Origin of the sequence: Microbacterium sp. 20-116, from assembly GCF_041079415.1 — a bacterium.
Taxonomy (GTDB): Bacteria; Actinomycetota; Actinomycetes; order Actinomycetales; family Microbacteriaceae; genus Microbacterium.
Genome location: NZ_JBFYGP010000007.1, coordinates 59401 through 77398, shown reverse-complemented (window position 1 = coordinate 77398; position 17998 = coordinate 59401). Strand labels below are relative to the sequence as shown.

General features: G+C 71.1%; 18 protein-coding genes. 6 read left to right on the top strand and 12 right to left on the bottom strand.

Annotated elements, in window-relative coordinates; translation table 11 throughout:
* Window positions 1-47 precede the first annotated feature (47 nt).
* Window positions 48-557: a hypothetical protein gene (locus AB6V29_RS13375; RefSeq protein ID WP_369359222.1), complete on the bottom strand. Its 510-nt coding sequence runs from the start codon at window positions 555-557 to the stop codon at window positions 48-50.
* A 131-nt stretch (window positions 558-688) separates the two neighbouring features.
* On the opposite strand from AB6V29_RS13375, the gene AB6V29_RS13370 reads away from it, so the two are divergent.
* Window positions 689-1264 carry an RNA polymerase sigma factor gene (locus tag AB6V29_RS13370; protein WP_369359220.1) on the top strand — a complete coding sequence of 192 codons (576 nt, stop codon included), beginning with the start codon at window positions 689-691 and terminating at the stop codon, window positions 1262-1264.
* A 160-nt stretch (window positions 1265-1424) separates the two neighbouring features.
* Window positions 1425-1733: a hypothetical protein gene (locus tag AB6V29_RS13365; protein WP_267789040.1), complete on the top strand. Its 309-nt coding sequence runs from the start codon at window positions 1425-1427 to the stop codon at window positions 1731-1733.
* Window positions 1734-1812: 79 nt separating this feature from the next.
* On the opposite strand, the gene AB6V29_RS13360 is transcribed toward AB6V29_RS13365, so the two are convergent.
* Entirely contained in the window at window positions 1813-2220 is a 408-nt protein-coding gene (locus AB6V29_RS13360; RefSeq protein WP_369359217.1) for a hypothetical protein, read from the bottom strand.
* Window positions 2221-2832: 612 nt separating this feature from the next.
* Between AB6V29_RS13360 and AB6V29_RS13355 the strand changes: the two genes are divergently transcribed.
* A complete protein-coding gene (locus tag AB6V29_RS13355; protein ID WP_369359214.1) occupies window positions 2833-3219 on the top strand; it encodes a hypothetical protein in 387 nt (128 codons plus the stop codon).
* A gap of 407 nt (window positions 3220-3626) precedes the next feature.
* On the opposite strand, the gene AB6V29_RS13350 is transcribed toward AB6V29_RS13355, so the two are convergent.
* Window positions 3627-4628, bottom strand: coding sequence for a LacI family DNA-binding transcriptional regulator (locus tag AB6V29_RS13350; RefSeq protein WP_369359211.1), 1002 nt, complete (start codon window positions 4626-4628; stop codon window positions 3627-3629).
* Window positions 4629-4659: 31 nt separating this feature from the next.
* A complete protein-coding gene (locus AB6V29_RS13345) occupies window positions 4660-6339 on the bottom strand; it encodes a glycoside hydrolase family 13 protein (protein WP_369359209.1) in 1680 nt (559 codons plus the stop codon).
* 284 nt (window positions 6340-6623) lie between these two features.
* Here AB6V29_RS13345 and AB6V29_RS13340 point away from each other — a divergent pair, with 284 nt between their 5' ends.
* Entirely contained in the window at window positions 6624-7148 is a 525-nt protein-coding gene (locus tag AB6V29_RS13340; protein WP_267789050.1) for an adenine phosphoribosyltransferase, read from the top strand.
* A gap of 116 nt (window positions 7149-7264) precedes the next feature.
* Here the strand turns inward: AB6V29_RS13340 and AB6V29_RS13335 are convergent, their stop codons facing one another.
* The 6 genes from AB6V29_RS13335 to AB6V29_RS13310 form a co-directional block, all read right to left on the bottom strand.
* Entirely contained in the window at window positions 7265-7987 is a 723-nt protein-coding gene (locus AB6V29_RS13335) for a GNAT family N-acetyltransferase (protein WP_369359206.1), read from the bottom strand.
* A 76-nt stretch (window positions 7988-8063) separates the two neighbouring features.
* On the bottom strand, window positions 8064-9941 hold the full coding sequence (locus AB6V29_RS13330) for an FAD/NAD(P)-binding protein (RefSeq protein WP_369359205.1): 1878 nt from the start codon (window positions 9939-9941) through the stop codon (window positions 8064-8066).
* A complete protein-coding gene (locus AB6V29_RS13325; protein ID WP_369359203.1) occupies window positions 9938-11290 on the bottom strand; it encodes an NtaA/DmoA family FMN-dependent monooxygenase in 1353 nt (450 codons plus the stop codon). Before AB6V29_RS13325 ends, AB6V29_RS13330 begins: the two co-directional genes overlap by 4 nt.
* The gene (locus AB6V29_RS13320) at window positions 11287-12477 is read right to left on the bottom strand and encodes an LLM class flavin-dependent oxidoreductase (RefSeq protein WP_369359201.1); all 1191 of its coding nucleotides are present in this window, start codon (window positions 12475-12477) and stop codon (window positions 11287-11289) included. The genes AB6V29_RS13325 and AB6V29_RS13320 overlap by 4 nt, the downstream gene beginning before the upstream one ends.
* 226 nt (window positions 12478-12703) lie before the next feature.
* Window positions 12704-13357: a hypothetical protein gene (locus tag AB6V29_RS13315; protein WP_369359199.1), complete on the bottom strand. Its 654-nt coding sequence runs from the start codon at window positions 13355-13357 to the stop codon at window positions 12704-12706.
* Between the two features lie 203 nt (window positions 13358-13560).
* Window positions 13561-14574 (bottom strand): LLM class flavin-dependent oxidoreductase, encoded by a 1014-nt coding sequence (locus tag AB6V29_RS13310; protein ID WP_369359197.1) that lies wholly within the window; start codon window positions 14572-14574, stop codon window positions 13561-13563.
* A 97-nt stretch (window positions 14575-14671) separates the two neighbouring features.
* Between AB6V29_RS13310 and AB6V29_RS13305 the strand changes: the two genes are divergently transcribed.
* Window positions 14672-15175, top strand: a complete 504-nt coding sequence (locus AB6V29_RS13305; protein ID WP_267789059.1) for a GNAT family N-acetyltransferase — start codon at window positions 14672-14674, stop codon at window positions 15173-15175.
* The gene (locus AB6V29_RS13300; protein WP_369359194.1) at window positions 15172-16269 is read left to right on the top strand and encodes an FAD-dependent oxidoreductase; all 1098 of its coding nucleotides are present in this window, start codon (window positions 15172-15174) and stop codon (window positions 16267-16269) included. The genes AB6V29_RS13305 and AB6V29_RS13300 overlap by 4 nt, the downstream gene beginning before the upstream one ends.
* Window positions 16270-16369: 100 nt before the next feature.
* Here AB6V29_RS13300 and AB6V29_RS13295 read toward each other — a convergent pair whose 3' ends face one another.
* Complete coding sequence (locus AB6V29_RS13295) at window positions 16370-16873, bottom strand: GNAT family N-acetyltransferase (RefSeq protein WP_094735529.1); 504 nt, start codon at window positions 16871-16873, stop codon at window positions 16370-16372.
* Window positions 16874-16941: 68 nt separating this feature from the next.
* Window positions 16942-17922, bottom strand: coding sequence for an ABC transporter substrate-binding protein (locus tag AB6V29_RS13290; protein WP_267789062.1), 981 nt, complete (start codon window positions 17920-17922; stop codon window positions 16942-16944).
* Window positions 17923-17998 lie beyond the last annotated feature (76 nt).

Below are 17998 nucleotides of genomic sequence, written 5' to 3'. Positions count from 1 at the left end.
GTGGACACGAGGTGGGTCACGAGGGGCGTGCGAACGGGCCGCGGCGGTCAGCGGGTCGCCTCCGCCGCATCGCCGGAGTGCGCATCCTCGGGCTTCGGGTCGTCGCCGTGATCGCGCGGGAATGCATCCGCCGGGGTGAACGTCACCGTGCCGGCGAGCCGGGCGATGGCCGTCGCCCGCGTCAGCTCATGACCCGCGATGTCCGCGGATCGAGCGGCGTCAGCGTCATCCTGCGCTTTGACGGCCGAGCTGATGTCCGCCAGTCGGGTAGCCAGGGTCGTGGCGAGACCGTCCCGGAGCTCTTCCAGATTGGTCTGAGCGATCTCGAGGCGCCGATCCGAGACGGTCAGGACGACCGAGGGGTAGCCCGCGTCGGACAGGTACTTGGCCGTGTCCGCATCGAGAATGCGCGTGATCTCGTCCGCGAGGGGACGGCGAGTGAAAACGGCCTCCACCGTGTAGCGACCGGGCGCCAGATCGGTGAGGAGGGCCGTCGGCAACGACCCCACGAGTACGGAGGTGAGACCGAGCGGAGCGGAACTGGTGATCGGCGGCATGTGCGTGTCCTGTATCTCGTGATCGTGCAGACCGCAACCGCACTGACAAGGGCGACACGGGAGCGAGATGGTCGCTCATACGTAAGACCGTCGTCTCGATGGTTCTGTCACAAATTGATCCGAGCAATCTCATGGCACCGTTTCCCACCCCTGCCGCTCCCCCGCCGACAGCGCTGCTCCCCGCCACCGATGAGTTTCTCGTCGGCCTCGCCGTCAAGGGAGACCCTTCTGCGTTTCGGATGCTGGTCTCTCGGCATGGTTCGGCCATGCTCAACGCGGCCGCCCGGATCGCTGGAAGCCCCATCGCGGCCGACGACGCCGTCCAAGAGACCCTCGTCATCGCGTGGAAACGTCTGGCACAACTGCGCGAGCGTGAACACGTGAGGGGATGGCTCATCCGCATCGCCACGCATCAGGCACTCGACCACCTCCGCGAACGACGGCGCGAGGTCCCCTTTCCCCGCTCCCTCGAGAGCTCCCGCGAGGGACCAGAGGTTTCCGCGATGAGAAGGGCTCAGCTCATCGACCTGTCCCGGGCGGTGCACGCTCTCACGAAAACGCAACGGGACTGCTGGATCCTGCGCGAAGTCGAAGAGATGCGCTACGTGGACATCGCCGACACGATCGGACTCACCACCGGTCAGGTGCGGGGGAACATCGCCCGCGCCCGGCTCAGCATCAAGACGCGCATGGAGGACTGGCGCTAGCGTCGCGCCACGCGACACCCCGCGCCCGTGACCCCGGAAAGCTCTGTCGCACCACGTCGAGGCTCGTCACGCATCTTCTCGGCGAAGCGTTCCAGGCACGAGAGGGAACGAAGTGCAACCCGGGCCCCCGGACGCCCCCGTGGCGCATAGCGTCGCCCTTATGTCCCACACGATCGAGCGATTACGCATCACCGTCGCCGACGTGACCTACGCATTGGGCCCCGTCGAACACATCGATGCCGTCAAGGCGGCCATTCTGGCGGGAGTGCACGCCGGTGGTGGATTCGTCGACCTGATCCTCGACAACGGCCGGCTCCTCAGCCTTCTCGTGACAGAGTCCTCCCACATCGCCATCACCGTCGACACCCTCCGGCTGGACTCCGGCACGGCCGACGGTGAGTTCAGCGGGGACGAGCGCCCGAGGGTGTCCGTCGACTACGACGCCGACACACCGTTCGACACCATCTGAACCCGCCCAGGAGCGCGGCGGATCCGGTCGCCGCTCACCCCGTCGGAGCGGCAACGCCCCGCGTCCGCGAGGGGGCGGTTCAGCGGGACGAAGCGCCCGCAGACGAGGGCGCGGCGGCACTGCGTTGCCCGCTCTTGCGGTCCCACTCCAGCGACTTCCACTGCAGGAAGGTGCACAGGTTTCCCGCGACGACCAGCTCGGCGGCCAGGCTCGTCAGATCGGTCGCTGACAGCTTGAGCTCTTCGGGGCTCTCGGTGATCGTCAGCTGCCACATCGGGTCGTCGTACCCCCGCGCCCCCATGAAGATCGACGCCGTCGCATTGCGCAACCGGACGATCACCAGCCCGGTGTCTTGATCGCCGCTGTCCTCCTGGGGGGCGACGGTGATGCGACCGGCTATGCAGTGCTCCTGATCTTCGAACTCCCGCACCCACGTCTCGAGCTGCTCACGAGAACGAAGGGGCGGTGAGTCCTCGAGGCGGCGCATGCCGACGAGTATGACACCCCCGCCCCCGGACGAGCCCGCACACGGTCGGTCTTGCGTCGGGGTGCGCGAAGCGATCCAGATCCGATCGCGCCCCTTCTGCGCGCGTCAGCGGCGCGGCGGACGACCCGGGTGCGCCGTCCGCCCACGATCAGGCGACACTGTCGGGGACGGCGCTAACTCGCGTCGATCACGCCCAACGTCTCCAGGTGCTGCGCGACACGCTCGTGCGTATGGCACGGGACTTGCCCCCCGTCGACGAAGCGGACCGACTCCAGCGTCGTCACAGAGGACGATGTGAGACCGAATTGGTGGACGTGCAGTGTCACCGACACCCTTCCCACCCCCGGTACTTTGTAGGTCCTCATGCGGCGACGGTACGCCCGCGTCCGCGAGCCGCCGACCAATACTGCGTGAAGCGGCTCGCACGTTCCAAGGAGCTCAGAAGATGACCTTCGTTCCGACGGGGCGGGATGCCCGCGCGAGGCAAGGGTGCGCTCCTCCCTCTCGCCCGTCGCGCTCAGCCGGAACGACGGCGACTTGATGGACTGTGTTTACAATGTCCTACGGCCGGTTCAGGGGAACGCCGGGTCGTCGAGAAATCAGAGGTAGCCGGTGCCGTTTCGTACGAAAGCCACCTTGCAGGCGTGGCTGGATGAGTACGCCGCAAGCGGTGCCGGCGGCGGCCGGATCGCGTTCGTAGCGGATCAGGAGCCCGTCGACGGCATCGACAGCGGGCTGGTGATCTTTCCCCTGGCGAACGCGACGACATCGGTGTATCTCGCCCCGATCGCCGTAGGTGCCCCGGACTGGCGCGTCACCTTCGAGGCCCAGCCCGAGATCACAGAACTCTCGCCCCAGTCCGTTCAAGACCTCTGCCGCGAGCTTCTGCACGCCGCCGATCTCTGCGCGTTTCTGCAGCGGAAGTCGATCGAGCACGTCGCGGAGTCGGCGGCGGACGCGCGGGATGATCTCGGCGGCAGTCCCGTCGACGCCGGCTGACTCCCCGAGGGCATCGCGGGGCGGAGGGTCGCGGGGGCGGCAGGGGCAAGAGCGGCGGGATGCCGGACCCCTTGCGGTTCGACACCCCACCCCTGCAGCGCCTACGGCGCACATCAGTCGAGGCAGGCAATGAACCCGACCGTACGCGCTACTCGCACCGCACAGCCGACCCTAGGTCAGTGCGGTGGGTCAGCGGAACCCCATCCGACCCATAGGCCGCAGCGCGGGCGGCGCGGCTCATGCTCGAGCGATCGCGGCCACCCCGGACGAGCGCGACGACGGCGACCACGGCTGCCGCGACCCGCATGAGGTCGATCAGCGCCGCGGCGGTGGGGTGAGCGGCATCCGCGGGTCCCGCTCGAGCTCGGAAACCTCCAGCGTCGCGCTCGCGTATCCCGGCCGACGCCTCAGCGCCTCGGCGCCGCCGTCGACCCGCGGTCGACCAGCTCGAACGGCAGGGTGCCGAGGCCACGGCCCGGCTCGGCGCCGTCGAGCGCCACCAGCACGGCCTCGGCCGCGCGCTCGCCCTGACCCCGAGCGAATTGATCCACGGTGGTCAGCGAGAACCAACGGCCGAGTTCGTGGCCGTCCACCCCGACGATCGACACGTCTTCGGGAACGCGCAGGCCGAGCTCGCGCGCGGCGAGGATCGCCCCGATCGCCATCTCGTCCGACGCGGCGAACAGCGCGGTCGGCGGGTTCTCGGCGGTCAGGGCGCGGGTTGCCGCGGCGGAGCCGCCCTCGATCGTGAAGTCGGCGGGCTCGACCACAGTGTGGGCGATGCCCGCTGCTGCCAGCCGCTCGAGAAACCCTCGGCGGCGCAGTCCCGGCACCGTCGAGCCCGCGGCGGTGACGGGGTCCGCCCCGATGTGCGCGAGGCGGCGGTGGCCGAGAGCGAGCAGGTGATCCGTCGCCAGGCGTCCCACGGCGAGGTCGTCGACCGTCAGGGTGGTGAGCAGCGGGTTCGGGCCCGCGATCGCGACGATGGGAACTCCCAGACCCCGCAGTGAGGCCGACTCCTCGGCATCCAGTTCGAGGGCGATGGTAATGACCGCGTCGATGCGGCGGCGACGCAGGTGGTCGTCGAACACGCGGCGACGCTCGAGTGGGTCGATGCTCACGCTGTAGAGGGTGATGTCGTAGCCCTCGCGGACGAGGGCGTCGGAGATGCCCGCGAGCACCGTGCTGAAGAACCAGCGGTCGAGGAACGGCACGACCACCCCCACCGCCCGCGCTCGTCCGGTCGCCAGGCTCGACGCGGCCGCCGACACGACGTAGCCGAGCCGGTCGGCCGCAGCGATGACGCGGTCGCGCGTCGCGCTCGAGACGGGCCCGCGCCCGCTCAACGCACGCGAGACCGTGGCCGTCGACACCCCCGCCGCGCGGGCGACGTCGTCGATACCGGCCACGGTCTCGCGATCGATCGATGGATGCCGCGGCCTACGCCGCCGCGATCCAGACGGTCGTGTCGGTCGGCAGGCGCTCGCCGTCGAGGGGGCCGCTCGCGATGAGCACCTCGCCCGCGGGAAGCTCCACCGTCTCGTCGCCGAGGTTCGCGACCACGAGCAGCGAACCGTTGCGGAACGCCACGACGTCGTCGCCGTACTCGTCGAGCCACTCCAGGTGGCCCGCGCCGAGATTGCGGTCACGACGTTCGGCGAGGAGCGACCGGTACAGCGTCAGCGTCGAGGCCGGGTCGTCGACCTGCGCGTCGCGCGCGAGCTCGGCCCACTCGGCCGGCTGGGGCAGCCACGACTCGCCCGTGGTGTTGAAGCCGTAGGCGGGGGCGTCGGCGCTCCACGGAATCGGCACGCGGCAGCCGTCGCGACCGTACCGCTCGCCGTTCGTGCGGAACCACGTGGGGTCCTGGCGCGCGTCGTCGGGCAGATCGATGACCTCGGGAAGGCCGAGCTCCTCGCCCTGGTACAGGTACGACGAACCGGGGAGTGCGAGCATCATCGACGTCGCCGCGCGCGCACGGCGCAGCCCCTTCACGGGGTCGGGCTGGCCGGGGGACTTCGGGCCGATGCCGGCACCCTGCGGGTTCTCGGCCGTCAGTGCGAGACGCGAGGCGTGGCGCACGACGTCGTGGTTCGACAGGACCCAGGTGCTCGGGGCGCCGACCGCGCCGTACTGTGCGAGCGACTCACCGATCACGTCGCGGAGGGCGGCGGCATCCCACTTCGTCTCGAGGTAGTGGAAGTTGAACGCCTGGTGCATCTCGTCGGGACGCACCCACAGGGCGGTCTGCTCGACGGTCGGCAGCCACGCCTCGGCGCACAGGGCGCGGTCGCCGTCGTACGCGGCGAGCACCTCGTGCCATTCGCGCCACACATCGTGCACGCCGGGCTGACCCCAGTAGGGCACTTCTTCGGCGTCGCCGCCCATCGAGCCGCCCTCGGGGTCGGGCGTGAAGTCGGGCAGGCCCTCGGCCTTGATGAGGCCGTGCGCGACGTCGACGCGGAAGCCGTCGACTCCGCGATCGAGCCAGAAGCGCAGGATGTCGCGGAACTCCGCACGCACCTCTTCATTGGTCCAGTCGAAGTCGGGCTGGCTCTCGTCGAAGATGTGCAGGTACCACTGGCCGGGGGTGCCGTCTGCCTCGGTGATGCGCTTCCACATGCCGCCGCCGAAGACGCTCTCCCAGTTGTTCGGGGGCAGTTCGCCGTTCTCGCCCTTGCCGGCGCGGAAGATGTACCGCGCCCGCTCGGGGCTGCCGGGGGCGGCCTTCAGGGCCTCTTGGAACCACACGTGCTGATCGCTGGAGTGGTTCGGCACGAGGTCGACGATGACCCGGATGCCGCGCACGTGCGCACCCGCGAGCATCGCGTCGAAGTCAGCCAGGGTGCCGAAGATCGGGTCGACGTCGCGGTAGTCGGCGACGTCGTACCCCGCGTCCTTCTGCGGCGAGGTCTGGAAGGGGCTGAGCCAGATGGCATCCACCCCCAGGTCTTTCAAGTCGTCGAGGTGCGCGGTGACGCCGGGCAGATCGCCGAGGCCGTCACCCGACGCGTCGGCGAACGAGCGGGGGTAGATCTGGTAGATGACGGCGGTGCGCCACCACTCGGAGCCGGGCGCGGAGACGAGGTCGGCCTGCGCCTCTTCCTGCGTGAAAGTCATGGTGTCCACGTTAGTGGAAGCGCTTGCATCGTGGTCAAGTGGGCGGCGGGTGAATCCCGCCGGGCGTAGCCGGGGGGGGGTGAGGGTGGTTCTGGCCGAGGCCCGGGCGGCCCGCGCCTGGGGGCGTGAAAACTGTTCGAGTGTCCAGAACACCCGGACGAAATCTCGAAATGTCCGGGTGTCTTGGACACTCGATGCATCGGGCGAGCGCCCGCCGTGCGCTCGCGCCGGCGAGCCCGCCCCGGCGAGCCCCGCCTCGCGGGCGCCGCGATTAGGCTGGGGCGGTGCCCGACGCCTCCGACCTTGCCCGCGCTGAATCGCTCATCACGAGCATCCCCGACTATCCGAAGCCCGGGATCGTGTTCCGCGACATCACGCCGCTGCTCGCCGACGCCGCGGCCTTGCGCGTCGTCGTCGAGGCCCTGATCGAGCCCTTCGCCGGACGCTTCGACGCCGTCGCCGGAGTCGAGGCTCGCGGGTTCCTGCTCGCCGGGGCCGCCGCCATCGTCGCGAACGTGGGCCTCATGCCCATCCGCAAGGCCGGCAAGCTGCCCCGCCCCGCGGCGAGTGTCTCGTACGACCTCGAGTACGGCTCGGCGCGGATCGAGATGCACGACGACGCCGCAGCCGGCGCTCGCGTGCTCCTGCTCGACGACGTTCTCGCCACCGGTGGAACCCTCGGCGCGGGCCGCGAGCTGCTCGAGGCCGTGGGCAGCGAGGTCGTCGGTATCGCGACGCTGCTCGAGATCGACGGCCTGGGCGGCCGCGAGGCGCTCGGCGGCGACCTGCACTCGGTCTTCCACGTCTGACGCGGCGCTTCGCGCGCTGATCGACGGGGCGCCCGAGCGAACTGAACGTCGACGTCCCGGCCAGCGGCGGGGTGCACGTCGGTGAACCACGACGGCCCCGGAGGGCCGATCCCGACTCACGCGGGCGTGCGCACCGCCGCGAACTTGTTGCGGCGTCGCAACGCGAAGCCCAGGCGCTCGTAGGCGGCGATCGCGCCGACGTTGGCGGCGGCGGCGTGCATCATCGCGCGATCCCCGCGCTGCTGGATGTGGAAGGCGACGTCGAGCACCAGCCGCGAGGCGAGGCCCTGGCGACGGTGGTCGGCGTCGACGGCCACGGCGCTGATCTCGGTCCAGCCCGTGGGGTGCAGGCGTTCGCCGGCCATCGCCACGAGACGTCCGTCGCGACGGATGCCGATGTACCGACCGAGCTCGTAGGTGCGGGGCCGGAACGGGCCGGGCTGATTGCGCGCGACGATGTCGATCATCTCGGCCGCATCAGCCGCACTCAGCTCGACGGCCTCGTCGTCGGGGCGGGTGCGCAGGGTGTCGGTCTCGACGAGCTGGACTCCCTCGCCGCCGCCGACCCATTGCCAGTCCGCGGGGATCTCGCCCTCGAAGCCGGAGAGCCCCACGTCGGCGCCGGGTCCGACGAGCTCGCGGAGGGCGTCCCACACGTCCGGGTCGTCCCACGTGCGCACGGCCACGAAGGGGGCGACGTCTTCGGGGTAGCGCTTGACCAGATCGCCGCCGACCGCGAAATGCGCGTGCGGTCCCGCGAGCGAATGCCACGCCGCTTTGTCGAGCACCGTGGCGTCGGCGTGCGGGACGGGGAGCGGGAGGGCGGAGGTGGTGGTCATGGGCATCCGTTCTGGGGGAGGTGCGACGGGGCGCACGTAAGACAACAGCGTCGACCGCTTCGCATTCCGCGGCGCGTCAGCGCACGCCGGCTCGGGCCCGCGCCGCGAGGGCGACGGAGACGGCACCGGCGATCCGATCGGTCTGTCGCAGCGACAGGGCATCGGAGCGGGGGCGAGTGAAGGCCCCGGCCTCCATCGACGAGGTGAAGGGACCGATCGCGAACATCGCCGCACGGGGCTGCCCGTCGCGACCGATCACGCGACCGTCGGCGTCGACGTCGATGCGCCCGAGCGAGCCGGTGAACGACTCGTCCGAGACGTGCACTTCGCGTCCGTGGCGACTCGCGAGCTCGCGCAGCACCGGGTTCTCGCTCGCCGACGCGGTCGCGGCGGGGAGCCACGCGTCGAGGAGCGCGCGAGCGCTCACCTCGCCCGCGGTCCGCGGCGACGACGCCACGAAGCCTCGTTCGGCCTCGACGCGCACCGAGATGTCGGGTCCGAGAAACCGCACGATCCCGGCCTCAGCCAGGGCGAGGAACTCCTCCAGCCGGTGCGCCGGCGGCCCCGAGGCGACGTAGCTGAAGAACGCGTGCCAGGTCACGGGCAGATCGACAGCGCGCGAGCGGGCGCTCCACCGCTCGGTCGGGATGTCGGCGAGCCCGAGGAACGACGACAGGATCGTCAGGAACAGCGCCTGAGCGGCGCTGCGGTCCTGGCTCGTGCGCAGCTGCAGGTCGTCGACGATGTGCCGGCGCACCCGCTCGTGCACGTCTAGGGCGCCGCTGAACGTCTCATCGCCCAACGGCACGTCGAGCGTGCGCAGGTCGAAGCGGTCGAGGGGGTCGGGGACCACCTCGGCGGCGGCCAGCCGGAGCGCCGAGGTGTCGGCATCCACCTCCCGAAGGGTCTCTCGGAACACCTCCCACGTCGTCGTCACGCGTTCGGGGTGGCCCGTGAAGAGCTCGCGGTAGTGCCCCCACACGAGCTCGCGCGCGATGAGGGGCCAGACGTCGTCGAGGAAGTCGACGGTGCCCGGTCGCGCGAGTAGCTCGGCGACCGCGGCCGGGGTCAGGATCTCGCGCACGGGTGTTTCGCCCTGCAACCGCGACGACACCTTCGAGCGGTAGGGCACCCCCCGGCGGGAGCCGAGGTGCAGGCGCGGCTCGAGGCCCGACGGCTCGTAGCGCAGGTTGCCGGTCGTATCGGTGACGAAGCGTCCGCCCCGACCCGCGGTCAGCAGCACCACGGCGTCGACCGCGGCCAGGCCCATCCCCCGGACGATCACGTCGTCGCCGGGGGCGAGCACGCTGAGGTCGGCGTCGGCGGTGAACGCCGGGGGGAGGTAGGTCAGCCCGGCGCTCGCAGCGGCTTCGCGCAACGACACCGCCTCGCCCTCGGGCTCGCGCGCGTTGTGCCCCATCGCGTAGACGAGCACGTCGGCGGACAGGCGGATGCCGTCGGCGAGGGCGACCTCGTACCCGTCGGCGGTGTCGTCGACCCATTGCACGACGCCCTCGTGCCACCGCACCTCGACCCCGGGCGGGGCGATGGCGACCGTGCGACGCCAGAACCAGTCGAGGTAGGCGCTCTGCAGACGCCGCGTGGGAAAGGAGTCCGGGCGCAGGCCCTGCAGCTCGAAACGCAGCTCGGGATCGTCGATCGTCACGTCGGGGAGCGTTCCCGCGCGTACCCGCTCGGCCCACTCGATGAGCGAGGGGCCCGAGCGGATCGGTCCCGAGATCGTGCAGGACTCGTCGGTGAAGACGGTCACGTCGCGTGCCATCGAGTTGAGCTTGAGCAGCGGCGACTGCTCGCGTCGCCAGATGCGGCCCGCCCCCGGCGGGTACGGGTCGACGAGGGTGATGCGCAGCGGCACCGGGGAGCGTCGGGCGAGCAGCCGCTCGACGAGCATGACCGCACGAGGCCCCGCCCCGACGATCACGAGGTCGGTCATCGCGGCCCGACGCCCGCGTGAACCGGCGGGAGACCCAGCAGGTCGTGCAGCGTCGCCCCCTCGTCGTACGAGCGGCGGTACGACCCGCGCTCCTGCAGCAGGGGCACCACCTTGTCGACGAACTCGTCGAGGCCGTGCGGGGTGACGTGTCCGACCACGGTGAACCCGTCGGTCGCGCGCTCCTGCACGTAGCGGTCGATCTCGGATGCCACGTGCTCCGGCGTGCCGACGAAGGTGTGCTTCGCGGTCAGGCGGATGACGAGCTCGCGGATGCTGAGGTTCTCGGCCCTCGCCTGCTCGCGCAGCTGACCGACCCGGGCGCGGATCGCGGCGTGCCGCCCGGCGAAGCCCTGCGCCGTCTCGACCCCCGTGTCGGGCTCGAGGTCGGGCAGCGGCCCGTCGGCGTCGTACCCGCTGAGGTCGCGGTTCCAGATCTGCTCGAGGTAGGTGATCGCGGTCTGCGGGCGCACCTGGGCGAGGGCGATCTCGCGCGAGCGCTCGCGGGCCTCGTCGGCGGTGTCGCCGAGCACGAAGGTCGCCGCGGGCAGGATCTTCAGCGAGTCCTCGTCGCGGCCGTTCGCCGCCAGGCGCCCCTTCACGTCGCGATAGAACTGCTGCGCGTCGTCGAAGGCGGTGTGCAGCGAGAAGATGACGTCGGCGTGGGCGGTGGCGAAGTCGCGGCCGTCGGGGGAGTCCCCGGCCTGCACGATCACGGGCCGCCCCTGCGGGGAGCGCGGCACGTCGAACACGGCGTCGACGTCGAACAGGCGGCTCTCGTGCCGCACCCGAGCGATGGCGTCGTCGCGCAGGAACCGACCCGTCTCGGCATCCGCCACGATGGCGTCGTCGCCCCACGATGCCCACAGCGCCTTCGACAGCGCCGCGAACTCCGAGGCTCGCACGTACCGGTCGGCGTGGTCGAGGTAGCCGCCGCGGCGGAAGTTCGCCCCGTGGAACGCGTCGGAGCTCGTCACGGCGTTCCACCCCGCCCGCCCGTTCGACAGCAGGTCGAGCGTGCCGAGTTGGCGCGCGAGTTCGTACGGCTCGTTGAAGGTCGTGTTGAGCGTGCCGACGAGGCCGATGTGCTCGGTCACCGCGGCCAGGGCGGTGAGGATCGCGAGCGTGTTCGGCCGGCCCGCCACGTCGAGGTCGTGCAGCTGCCCGCGGTGTTCGCGCAGCCGCAGGCCCTCGGCGAGGAAGAGGTAGTCGAAGAAACCGCGCTCGGCCGTGCGGGCGAAGTGCTCGAACGACGAGAAGTCGATCTGGCTGCCGGCCGCGGGGTCGGTCCACACGGTGGTGTTGTTCACGCCCGGGAAGTGCGCGGCGAGATGGATCTGACGGCGGGTCATGCGCCGACCTCCTGACGGGCGTATCGACTGGCGAGGCGGGGGAGCCCGAGGCGCTCGCGCAGGGTGGCAGAGCCGTCGTCGGTGAACAGGATGCCGGCGGACGCCGCGCGCGGCACGACCCGGTCGGCGATCGCGTCGAGGTCGGCCGGCAGGCGGGCGGGGCGCAGGCGGATCCCGTCGACGCCCGCGGCGGCCAGGGCCGCGATCTCGTCGACCACGTCGTCGGGGGTGCCCACGACCACGCGGGCATCGGTGGCGAGCGGGGCGCGCTCCTGCAGGCGGCTCCAGACGGCGGCGGCCTTCTCGCGCGTCTGCTCCACCAGTACGAGCAGGTCGGCGAAGACGCGGAGGGGCTCCTCGCGGACGACGACGTCGAGCTCGTCCCGGATGCCGCTGACCGCGGCGGCGTCCGCGGGGGTGATGAAGACGAGATCGGCGTGCTCCGCGGCGAACCGATAGGGCACCGTCTGGTGCGCGAGCGCGGTGATGAGGGGTGGGCCCTGCGGAGAGCGCGGCACGATCGAGGCGCCCGTGATCGAGAAGAACTCGCCGTCGAAGGCGACGTTGTGCACGCGCTCGCGATCGAGGAACTTCCCCGACTCGAGGTCGCGCACGATCGCCTCGTCCTCCCACGAGTCGGCGAGCAGGCGCACGACGTCGGCGACGTCTCCGGCCTCGCGGAACGCGGCGAGCAGGGCGGGGTCGTCTTCGACGCGACCGGATGCCGGGAGCCCCGTGGGTCCGTCGGTTCGGCGCCCGAAGTTCGAACGCTCCGCCGCAGTGGAACCCGCCACGAGCCGGACGCCGGCACGGCCGCGACTCACGTGGTCGAGCGTCTGCAGGCCGGTGGCGAGATGGAAGGGCTCGGGGTGAGCCGTGGTCGCCGTGGGGACGAGACCGATCCGGCGCGTGGCCGGGGCCAGGAACGACGCCAACAGCACGGCGTCGAGACGGCCGCGGGCGCGGTCGCGGCGGGTCTCGGCATCCGGTTCGAAGGAGCGACCGCCCAGGCTCAGTGCGTCCTCGATCGTCGCCAGGACGAGCCCCGCGCCGTCGGCCGTGCGGGCGAGCTCACGCCAGTACGCGGCGGAGGTCAGCTCGGTGGGCCGGGCCGTGGGCTCGCGCCACGCGGCCGGGTGCCAGCCGGCACCGTCCAGGGCGACGGCGAGGTGGATGCGGTCCGGCATCGGGGGCTCCTTCTGTCAGTCGAGGTGCTGATCACCCTCTCTCCGGAGCACGGCGGGTCTCAATCCGTGACGTCATACAACGCCTCGGGGCGTCACGGAGGGGCATGAGTCCGGGGCTTCGCCCTGCGTGGAACATCGCCCTCACGGGTTGAGGCGTCTTGAGCGCCCCATCGATAGCGCGCATCACGGCAGATGCGCAGGCTTCTGACCCGAAACCCGAGCCGGCCTACGGGCGCTCGGCTACGACCGTGGTGACGTCTTCCATCGCTCGCACCCAGTCCGAAGTGCTGCGGCTGCGCAGTTCGATGAGGTCGAGTGTGCGCGCAAGATCATCGAGAAGATTTCGCGTGAAGACGGGCTCGTGGTGGGCGAGTCGGTTACGGAGGTGACGAAGGACGTCGAGATCTTGGTAGATGCGATTTCGCAGGCTGGCCGCGGGCATCGGCGACGCGTACGGGAACGCCCACGCGATGTGGGGCTCCCAGAGGCGGACATCGTTGCGACTTGTGGAGAGCTTCTGCCAGAACACGAACTTCAGTTCTGCGATGACCTTTCCCGTCGTCGGATTGGAGCCGCGTGTGTTCAGCAGGTCGCGTCGCGGGTTGTAGCGACCCGTGTTCGGCAAACTGGCCGCGAAGGTCGGGTTCCAAGGCCACTGCGGACCGTACAGGCGCTCCAGCACAGCCGCGGCCGCGTTCCGTGTCGAAATCTCAGCGAAGTGCGCGGGGAGCATCAGGGCTGCGGATACCCGAGCATTCCAGCCGTAGAGGTCGACGGCCTTGGCCGTGTCTCCGCCGGCTGCGGCGATATAAGTGCCAGAGCGTGGCGCGCTGAGCGTCGCGCGGATCTCGACCTCGTCAGGCGGAGTGGCAGCAGGCATCTTGCGAATGTAGAATAGGGCTCACTAGTCGCGGGACTTGCGGGCTTCGGCCTCCCCCCGCGGACATACGAAGTTCCAAGGCCCCGTCATCTGACGGGGCCTTCTTCGTCGATGGGACTCCTGCGGCCTGTCCGCGGGTGAGGGTCATCGACCAAAAGTGTGTATGGGTCGGGCGTGTCAGCTCCGGCCCTCGCCGTGGGCGGTCAGTCGCCCGTCGGCGCCCAGCCCAGCAACGGCCCGAGCCGCCCCGCGATGTCTTCGAGGATCTGCACGTAGTCGTCGGGAGCGAGGTCGAAGGGGAGGGCGAAGGCCACCTCGTCGATCTCGGGAAACGATCGCGACGACAGCAGGCGCTCGGCGATCTGCTCCGAGGTGCCGACGAGGTCCTCCGCGAACAGCAGCCCGCGCGGACCCTGAGGGATGCCGACGCGCCTGCGCCGCGACTCGGCGTAGGCCTCGTACCGCCGACGCTGCTCGGGCGTGGCCGTGTCGGTGGGCACGACGACCAGCCCCTGCGACACGGGGGCGTTCTCGCCGTCGGTATGCGTGTCGCGGTAGAGCCGGATCTGCGCGTGCTGCTCGATGTCGAAGTCGGTCGAGGTCGTCGACTGGATGACGCTGCTGGTCAGCAGGTGGAAGCCGTTCTCGGCCGCCCAGGTCGTGGAGGTCGGGCTGCCCGCGCCGTACCAGAGTCGATCGGCCAGCCCCACCGCGTGCGGTTCGACCCGTTCGGAGTACTCCTCGATGCCCTCCGTCCCCGAGAACGGGCTGGCCTGCTCCCCGGAGAGGAAGCGGCGCAGGCGCGAAAGGCGCTCGTAACCGAAGTCCTCGCGGTCGGCGGTGTCGGGGTAGAGGGCGGAGGCGATCTCGTCGAGACGACGCGGAGGGCCCACCGAGAAGCCGGGTTCGAGGCGCCCCCCGCTGAGCACGTCGACGGTCGCCAGGTCCTCGGCGAGGCGCAGGGGGTTCTCCCACCCGAGCGGGATGACGGCCGTGCCCAGCCGGATCCGGCTCGTGCGCTGCGACGCAGCGGCGAGCACCGCGACGGGGGACGAGATGCCGTACTGCAGGTGCCGGTCGCGCAGCCACGCGCTGTCGAAGCCGAGGCGCTCGCCGCGGGCGATGATCGACAGGGTCGTCTCGTGCCCGGCACGCGGGTTCTCGCGGTCGAACAGGCCGATGGTGAGAAAGCCGAGGGAGCGGAGGGGGCGCGTCACACCGTCACGGTACTGGCGAGTGCACGGGAAGGGGCGATGGGCGTCATCCGCCGTCACGACGGGTCGGTGCGCGAGGGCCTCGGGCGATACTGGCGTGATGACGGCTCTGTACGCGACCTGGACCATCGAGAACGTCGCGTGGACCGATCACCGCGCGCTCGCGCTTCGCGAGGCGATGGATGCCGAGATCTCACCGCGCTACGCCGGGGTCTTCGCCGCGTTCGACGAGGTGACGGCGGCCGCTCTCGCCGAGGACTTCGCTCTCGACCCCGCCACGGTCGTGGAGGTCGCGCTGGTGCTCGACGCCGACGGCCGCGCAGTCGGTCACGCCGCCCTGCGCGCCCTCGGCGACGAGCTCGAGGTCAAGCGCGTGTACGTCGACCCCCGGGCGCGGGGGCGCGGAGCCAGCCGTGCGCTGATGACCGAGCTCGAGCGTCTCGCCGTCGCCCGCGGGGCGTCTCGGCTCATCCTGCAGACGGGCGACCGGCAACCCGAGGCCATCGCGCTCTACGAGCGCATCGGTTACGCGCCGATCGCGGTCTTCGAGCCGTACACGCGCTTCGCGGGGTCGCGGTGCTTCGCCAAGCTCCTCGGCGCATGAGCGTGGAACAGCTTGACGTCGCCGTCATCGGCGCCGGCGCCATGGGGGCCGCCACGGCCTGGCATCTCGCGCGCGCAGGGAAAGAAGTCGCGGTCTTCGAGCAGTTCGAGCCCGGACACGTGCGCGGCGCTTCGCACGGAGCCTCGCGCAACTTCAACGTCGCCTACGTCGAGCCGTCGTATCTCGCCTGGCTGCGCGACGCCGAGGTGCTGTGGCGCGAGCTCGAGGCCGAGGCCGATCGGCCGTTGCTGACGACGACCGGCATCGTGACGCACGGCCCCGGTGTCGATCACGTCGCCACCTCGGCCGCCATCTCGGCGGGCGGTTTCGCGGCCGAGGTCCTCGACCCCTCCGAGGCGGCGGCGCGATGGCCCGGTCTCCGCTTCGACGGACCGGTCCTGCACAATGCCGGTGCGGGGCGAGTGGATGCCAACGCCTCGGTCGCCGCCTTCCTCTCGGGCGCGGCACGGGCCGGTGCCCAGATGCGATGGAACAGCGCCGTGAGCGACATCGAGGTGCGCGGCGACGACGACGTGCGGTTCAGCGTGACGGATGCCGAGGGATGCCGCCGCGTGCGCGCTCGACGCCTCGTGTGCACGGCCGGCGCCTGGACGGCGAAGACGCTCGGCGGGGTGGCCGGGGTGACCCTGCCCGCCCTGCGCGTCACTCAGGAGCAGCCCGCGCATTTCCGCCCCGTCGACGGGGCGCCGCACTGGCCGGGCTTCAACCACCACCCCGCGGCGTCCGACCCGGCGACGTCGTGGTTCCTCGCGCCCGTCTACGGCATGCTCACCCCGGGGCAGGGAGTCAAGGCCGGGTGGCACGCCGCAGGCCCCGAGACCGACCCGGACCGCCGCAGCTTCCTTCCCGACCGTGAGCTGACCGCAGCGCTCGTCCGCTACGCCGCGGAGTGGATTCCGGGGGTGGATGCCGCGGCCTTCGCCGAGATCACCTGCACCTACACCTCGACCGTCGATGCTCGCTTCGTCCTCGACCGGATGGGCCCGATCGTGGTGGGGGCGGGCTTCTCGGGCCACGGCTTCAAGTTCACGCCCGTGGTCGGGCGGACTCTCGCCGCGCTCGCTGCGGGCTGAGCCCGGGCCGGTGGTTCGGGGCGTGAGAGGTGCACCGGGGCGGACGGTGACCGCCCCGGTGCGCGGATCGCGCCCCGAACGGCGCGGGAAGGGGTGGGCGTCAGAGGTCGTATGCGAAAGCGCGCAGGTCGAGCCAGCGGCCGGGTTCGACCTCGACGGGGGCTTCGCGCTCGGTCAGCCGGCGGAAGCCCAGCTTGAGGTAGAGCGCGTGCGCGCCGAGCATCTCGGGGCCGCTGTTCATCACCACGCGGGTCGCCCCTCGCTCTCGCGCGAGCGTCAGCACGTGCCGCGTGAGCAGTTCGCCGACGCCGCGTCCGCGAGCCGCGGGCGCCACGGCCAGCTGGCGGAAGTCGAGCTCCCCCTCCCGGGCCAAGGGGGACAGGCGCTCTCCGCGACGGGGCGTCCACACCGTGCCGACGATCTCGGCGCCGTCCACCGCGACCCACACCTCGCCCTGGGCCACTCGGCCGTCGACGTCGGCGAGTGAGGCGAGGTACGCCTCCGACAGCCCCTCGTAGCTGGCGCTGTAGGCCTCGGCCGTGATCCGGCCCGCCTCCGCGTATTCGTGCGGGTCGACGAGCCGGACGGTGAGGGTGGGGGTCATGGCATCCATTCTTCTCCGGTGGACGTGCGGCACGGCCCGGTCGGGCACGACCGGGCCGTGCGCGGGGGTCAGGACTTCGGGAGTCCCGGCGGGTTGATCTGAGAGGTGGAGATGCCCTCGGAGTCGAGGTTCCACGCCGTCAGCACCTCGGCGTACTTTCCGCTCTGGATGAGGTCGTTCAGCACGATCTGCACCGGCCCGACGAGACCGTTGCCCTTCTTGGTGCCGGCGGCGATGTCGGCCTGGAGCGGGTATCCGCCCGGGACCACGCCCACGACCTTCGTCTCGCCCGTGTCGCGCGCAGCCCATGCCGCGGTGGCGTTGGGGCCGAACGTCGCATCGACGCGACCCGACAGCAGGGCGAGGGTGGCGGCGGCGTTGTCGTCGTAGTACTGCAGATCGGCGGGGGCCTTACCGGCGGCGGCGAGCTCGGCGTTCCAGTTCAGCAGCACCTTCTCTTGGTTGGTGCCCGAGCCGACCACGATCTTCAGCCCCGAGATGTCATCGGCGGTCTCGATCTTGTCGATCGTGCTGTCGGAACGGACCGCGAAGCCCAGCAGATCCTGCCGGTAGCTCGCGAAGTCGTAGAGCTCTTTGCGCTCTTCGGTCACGGTGACGTTGGCGGTGATGAGGTCGTACTTTCCCGACTGGATGCCGAGGGGCCAGTCCGCCCACGCGACGACGACCGGGTTGTACTCGAGGCCGAGACCCTCGGCGATCAGCGAGCCGATGTTGGGTTCGGTTCCCGACGGCAGCGTCTCGCCCTCGGGCACGTAGCTGAGCGGCGGCACGAAGGCGCCGACGGCGACGGTCAGCTTGCCCGGCTCGATGGGGGTGAAGCCGCTCGCCTTCAGCGCCGCGACGGCTGCGGGGACGGCGTCGGTGTGCACCCACTCCGCGGGGGCGTTCGTGGCGGATGCCGAGGGGTCGGGCGCCGCAGCGGCTTCGACCGGGCGGTTGATGCCGACCGCGATGCCGACGCCGACGACGGCGACCACCGCAGCGGCGATCGCGCCGATCGTGAGGGACTGTTTCTTGCTGAGAGCCATGCTGTATCTCCTGGTGTGGGTAGGGGTGTGGTCGGGGAGCGGTGGCTGAGCCTGTCGAAGCCTCCGCGGGGTGCGC

Coding starts and splice junctions, on each gene's coding strand:
- AB6V29_RS13305 (WP_267789059.1), top strand. CDS start 14,672: ATGACGGCTCTGTACGCGACCTGGACCATCGAGAACGTCGCGTGGACC.
- AB6V29_RS13325 (WP_369359203.1), bottom strand. CDS start 11,290: ATGACCCGCCGTCAGATCCATCTCGCCGCGCACTTCCCGGGCGTGAAC.
- AB6V29_RS13290 (WP_267789062.1), bottom strand. CDS start 17,922: ATGGCTCTCAGCAAGAAACAGTCCCTCACGATCGGCGCGATCGCCGCT.
- AB6V29_RS13320 (WP_369359201.1), bottom strand. CDS start 12,477: ATGCCGGACCGCATCCACCTCGCCGTCGCCCTGGACGGTGCCGGCTGG.
- AB6V29_RS13365 (WP_267789040.1), top strand. CDS start 1,425: ATGTCCCACACGATCGAGCGATTACGCATCACCGTCGCCGACGTGACC.
- AB6V29_RS13315 (WP_369359199.1), bottom strand. CDS start 13,357: ATGCCTGCTGCCACTCCGCCTGACGAGGTCGAGATCCGCGCGACGCTC.
- AB6V29_RS13345 (WP_369359209.1), bottom strand. CDS start 6,339: ATGACTTTCACGCAGGAAGAGGCGCAGGCCGACCTCGTCTCCGCGCCC.
- AB6V29_RS13295 (WP_094735529.1), bottom strand. CDS start 16,873: ATGACCCCCACCCTCACCGTCCGGCTCGTCGACCCGCACGAATACGCG.
- AB6V29_RS13360 (WP_369359217.1), bottom strand. CDS start 2,220: ATGCGCCGCCTCGAGGACTCACCGCCCCTTCGTTCTCGTGAGCAGCTC.
- AB6V29_RS13370 (WP_369359220.1), top strand. CDS start 689: ATGGCACCGTTTCCCACCCCTGCCGCTCCCCCGCCGACAGCGCTGCTC.
- AB6V29_RS13330 (WP_369359205.1), bottom strand. CDS start 9,941: ATGACCGACCTCGTGATCGTCGGGGCGGGGCCTCGTGCGGTCATGCTC.
- AB6V29_RS13300 (WP_369359194.1), top strand. CDS start 15,172: ATGAGCGTGGAACAGCTTGACGTCGCCGTCATCGGCGCCGGCGCCATG.
- AB6V29_RS13375 (WP_369359222.1), bottom strand. CDS start 557: ATGCCGCCGATCACCAGTTCCGCTCCGCTCGGTCTCACCTCCGTACTC.
- AB6V29_RS13335 (WP_369359206.1), bottom strand. CDS start 7,987: ATGACCACCACCTCCGCCCTCCCGCTCCCCGTCCCGCACGCCGACGCC.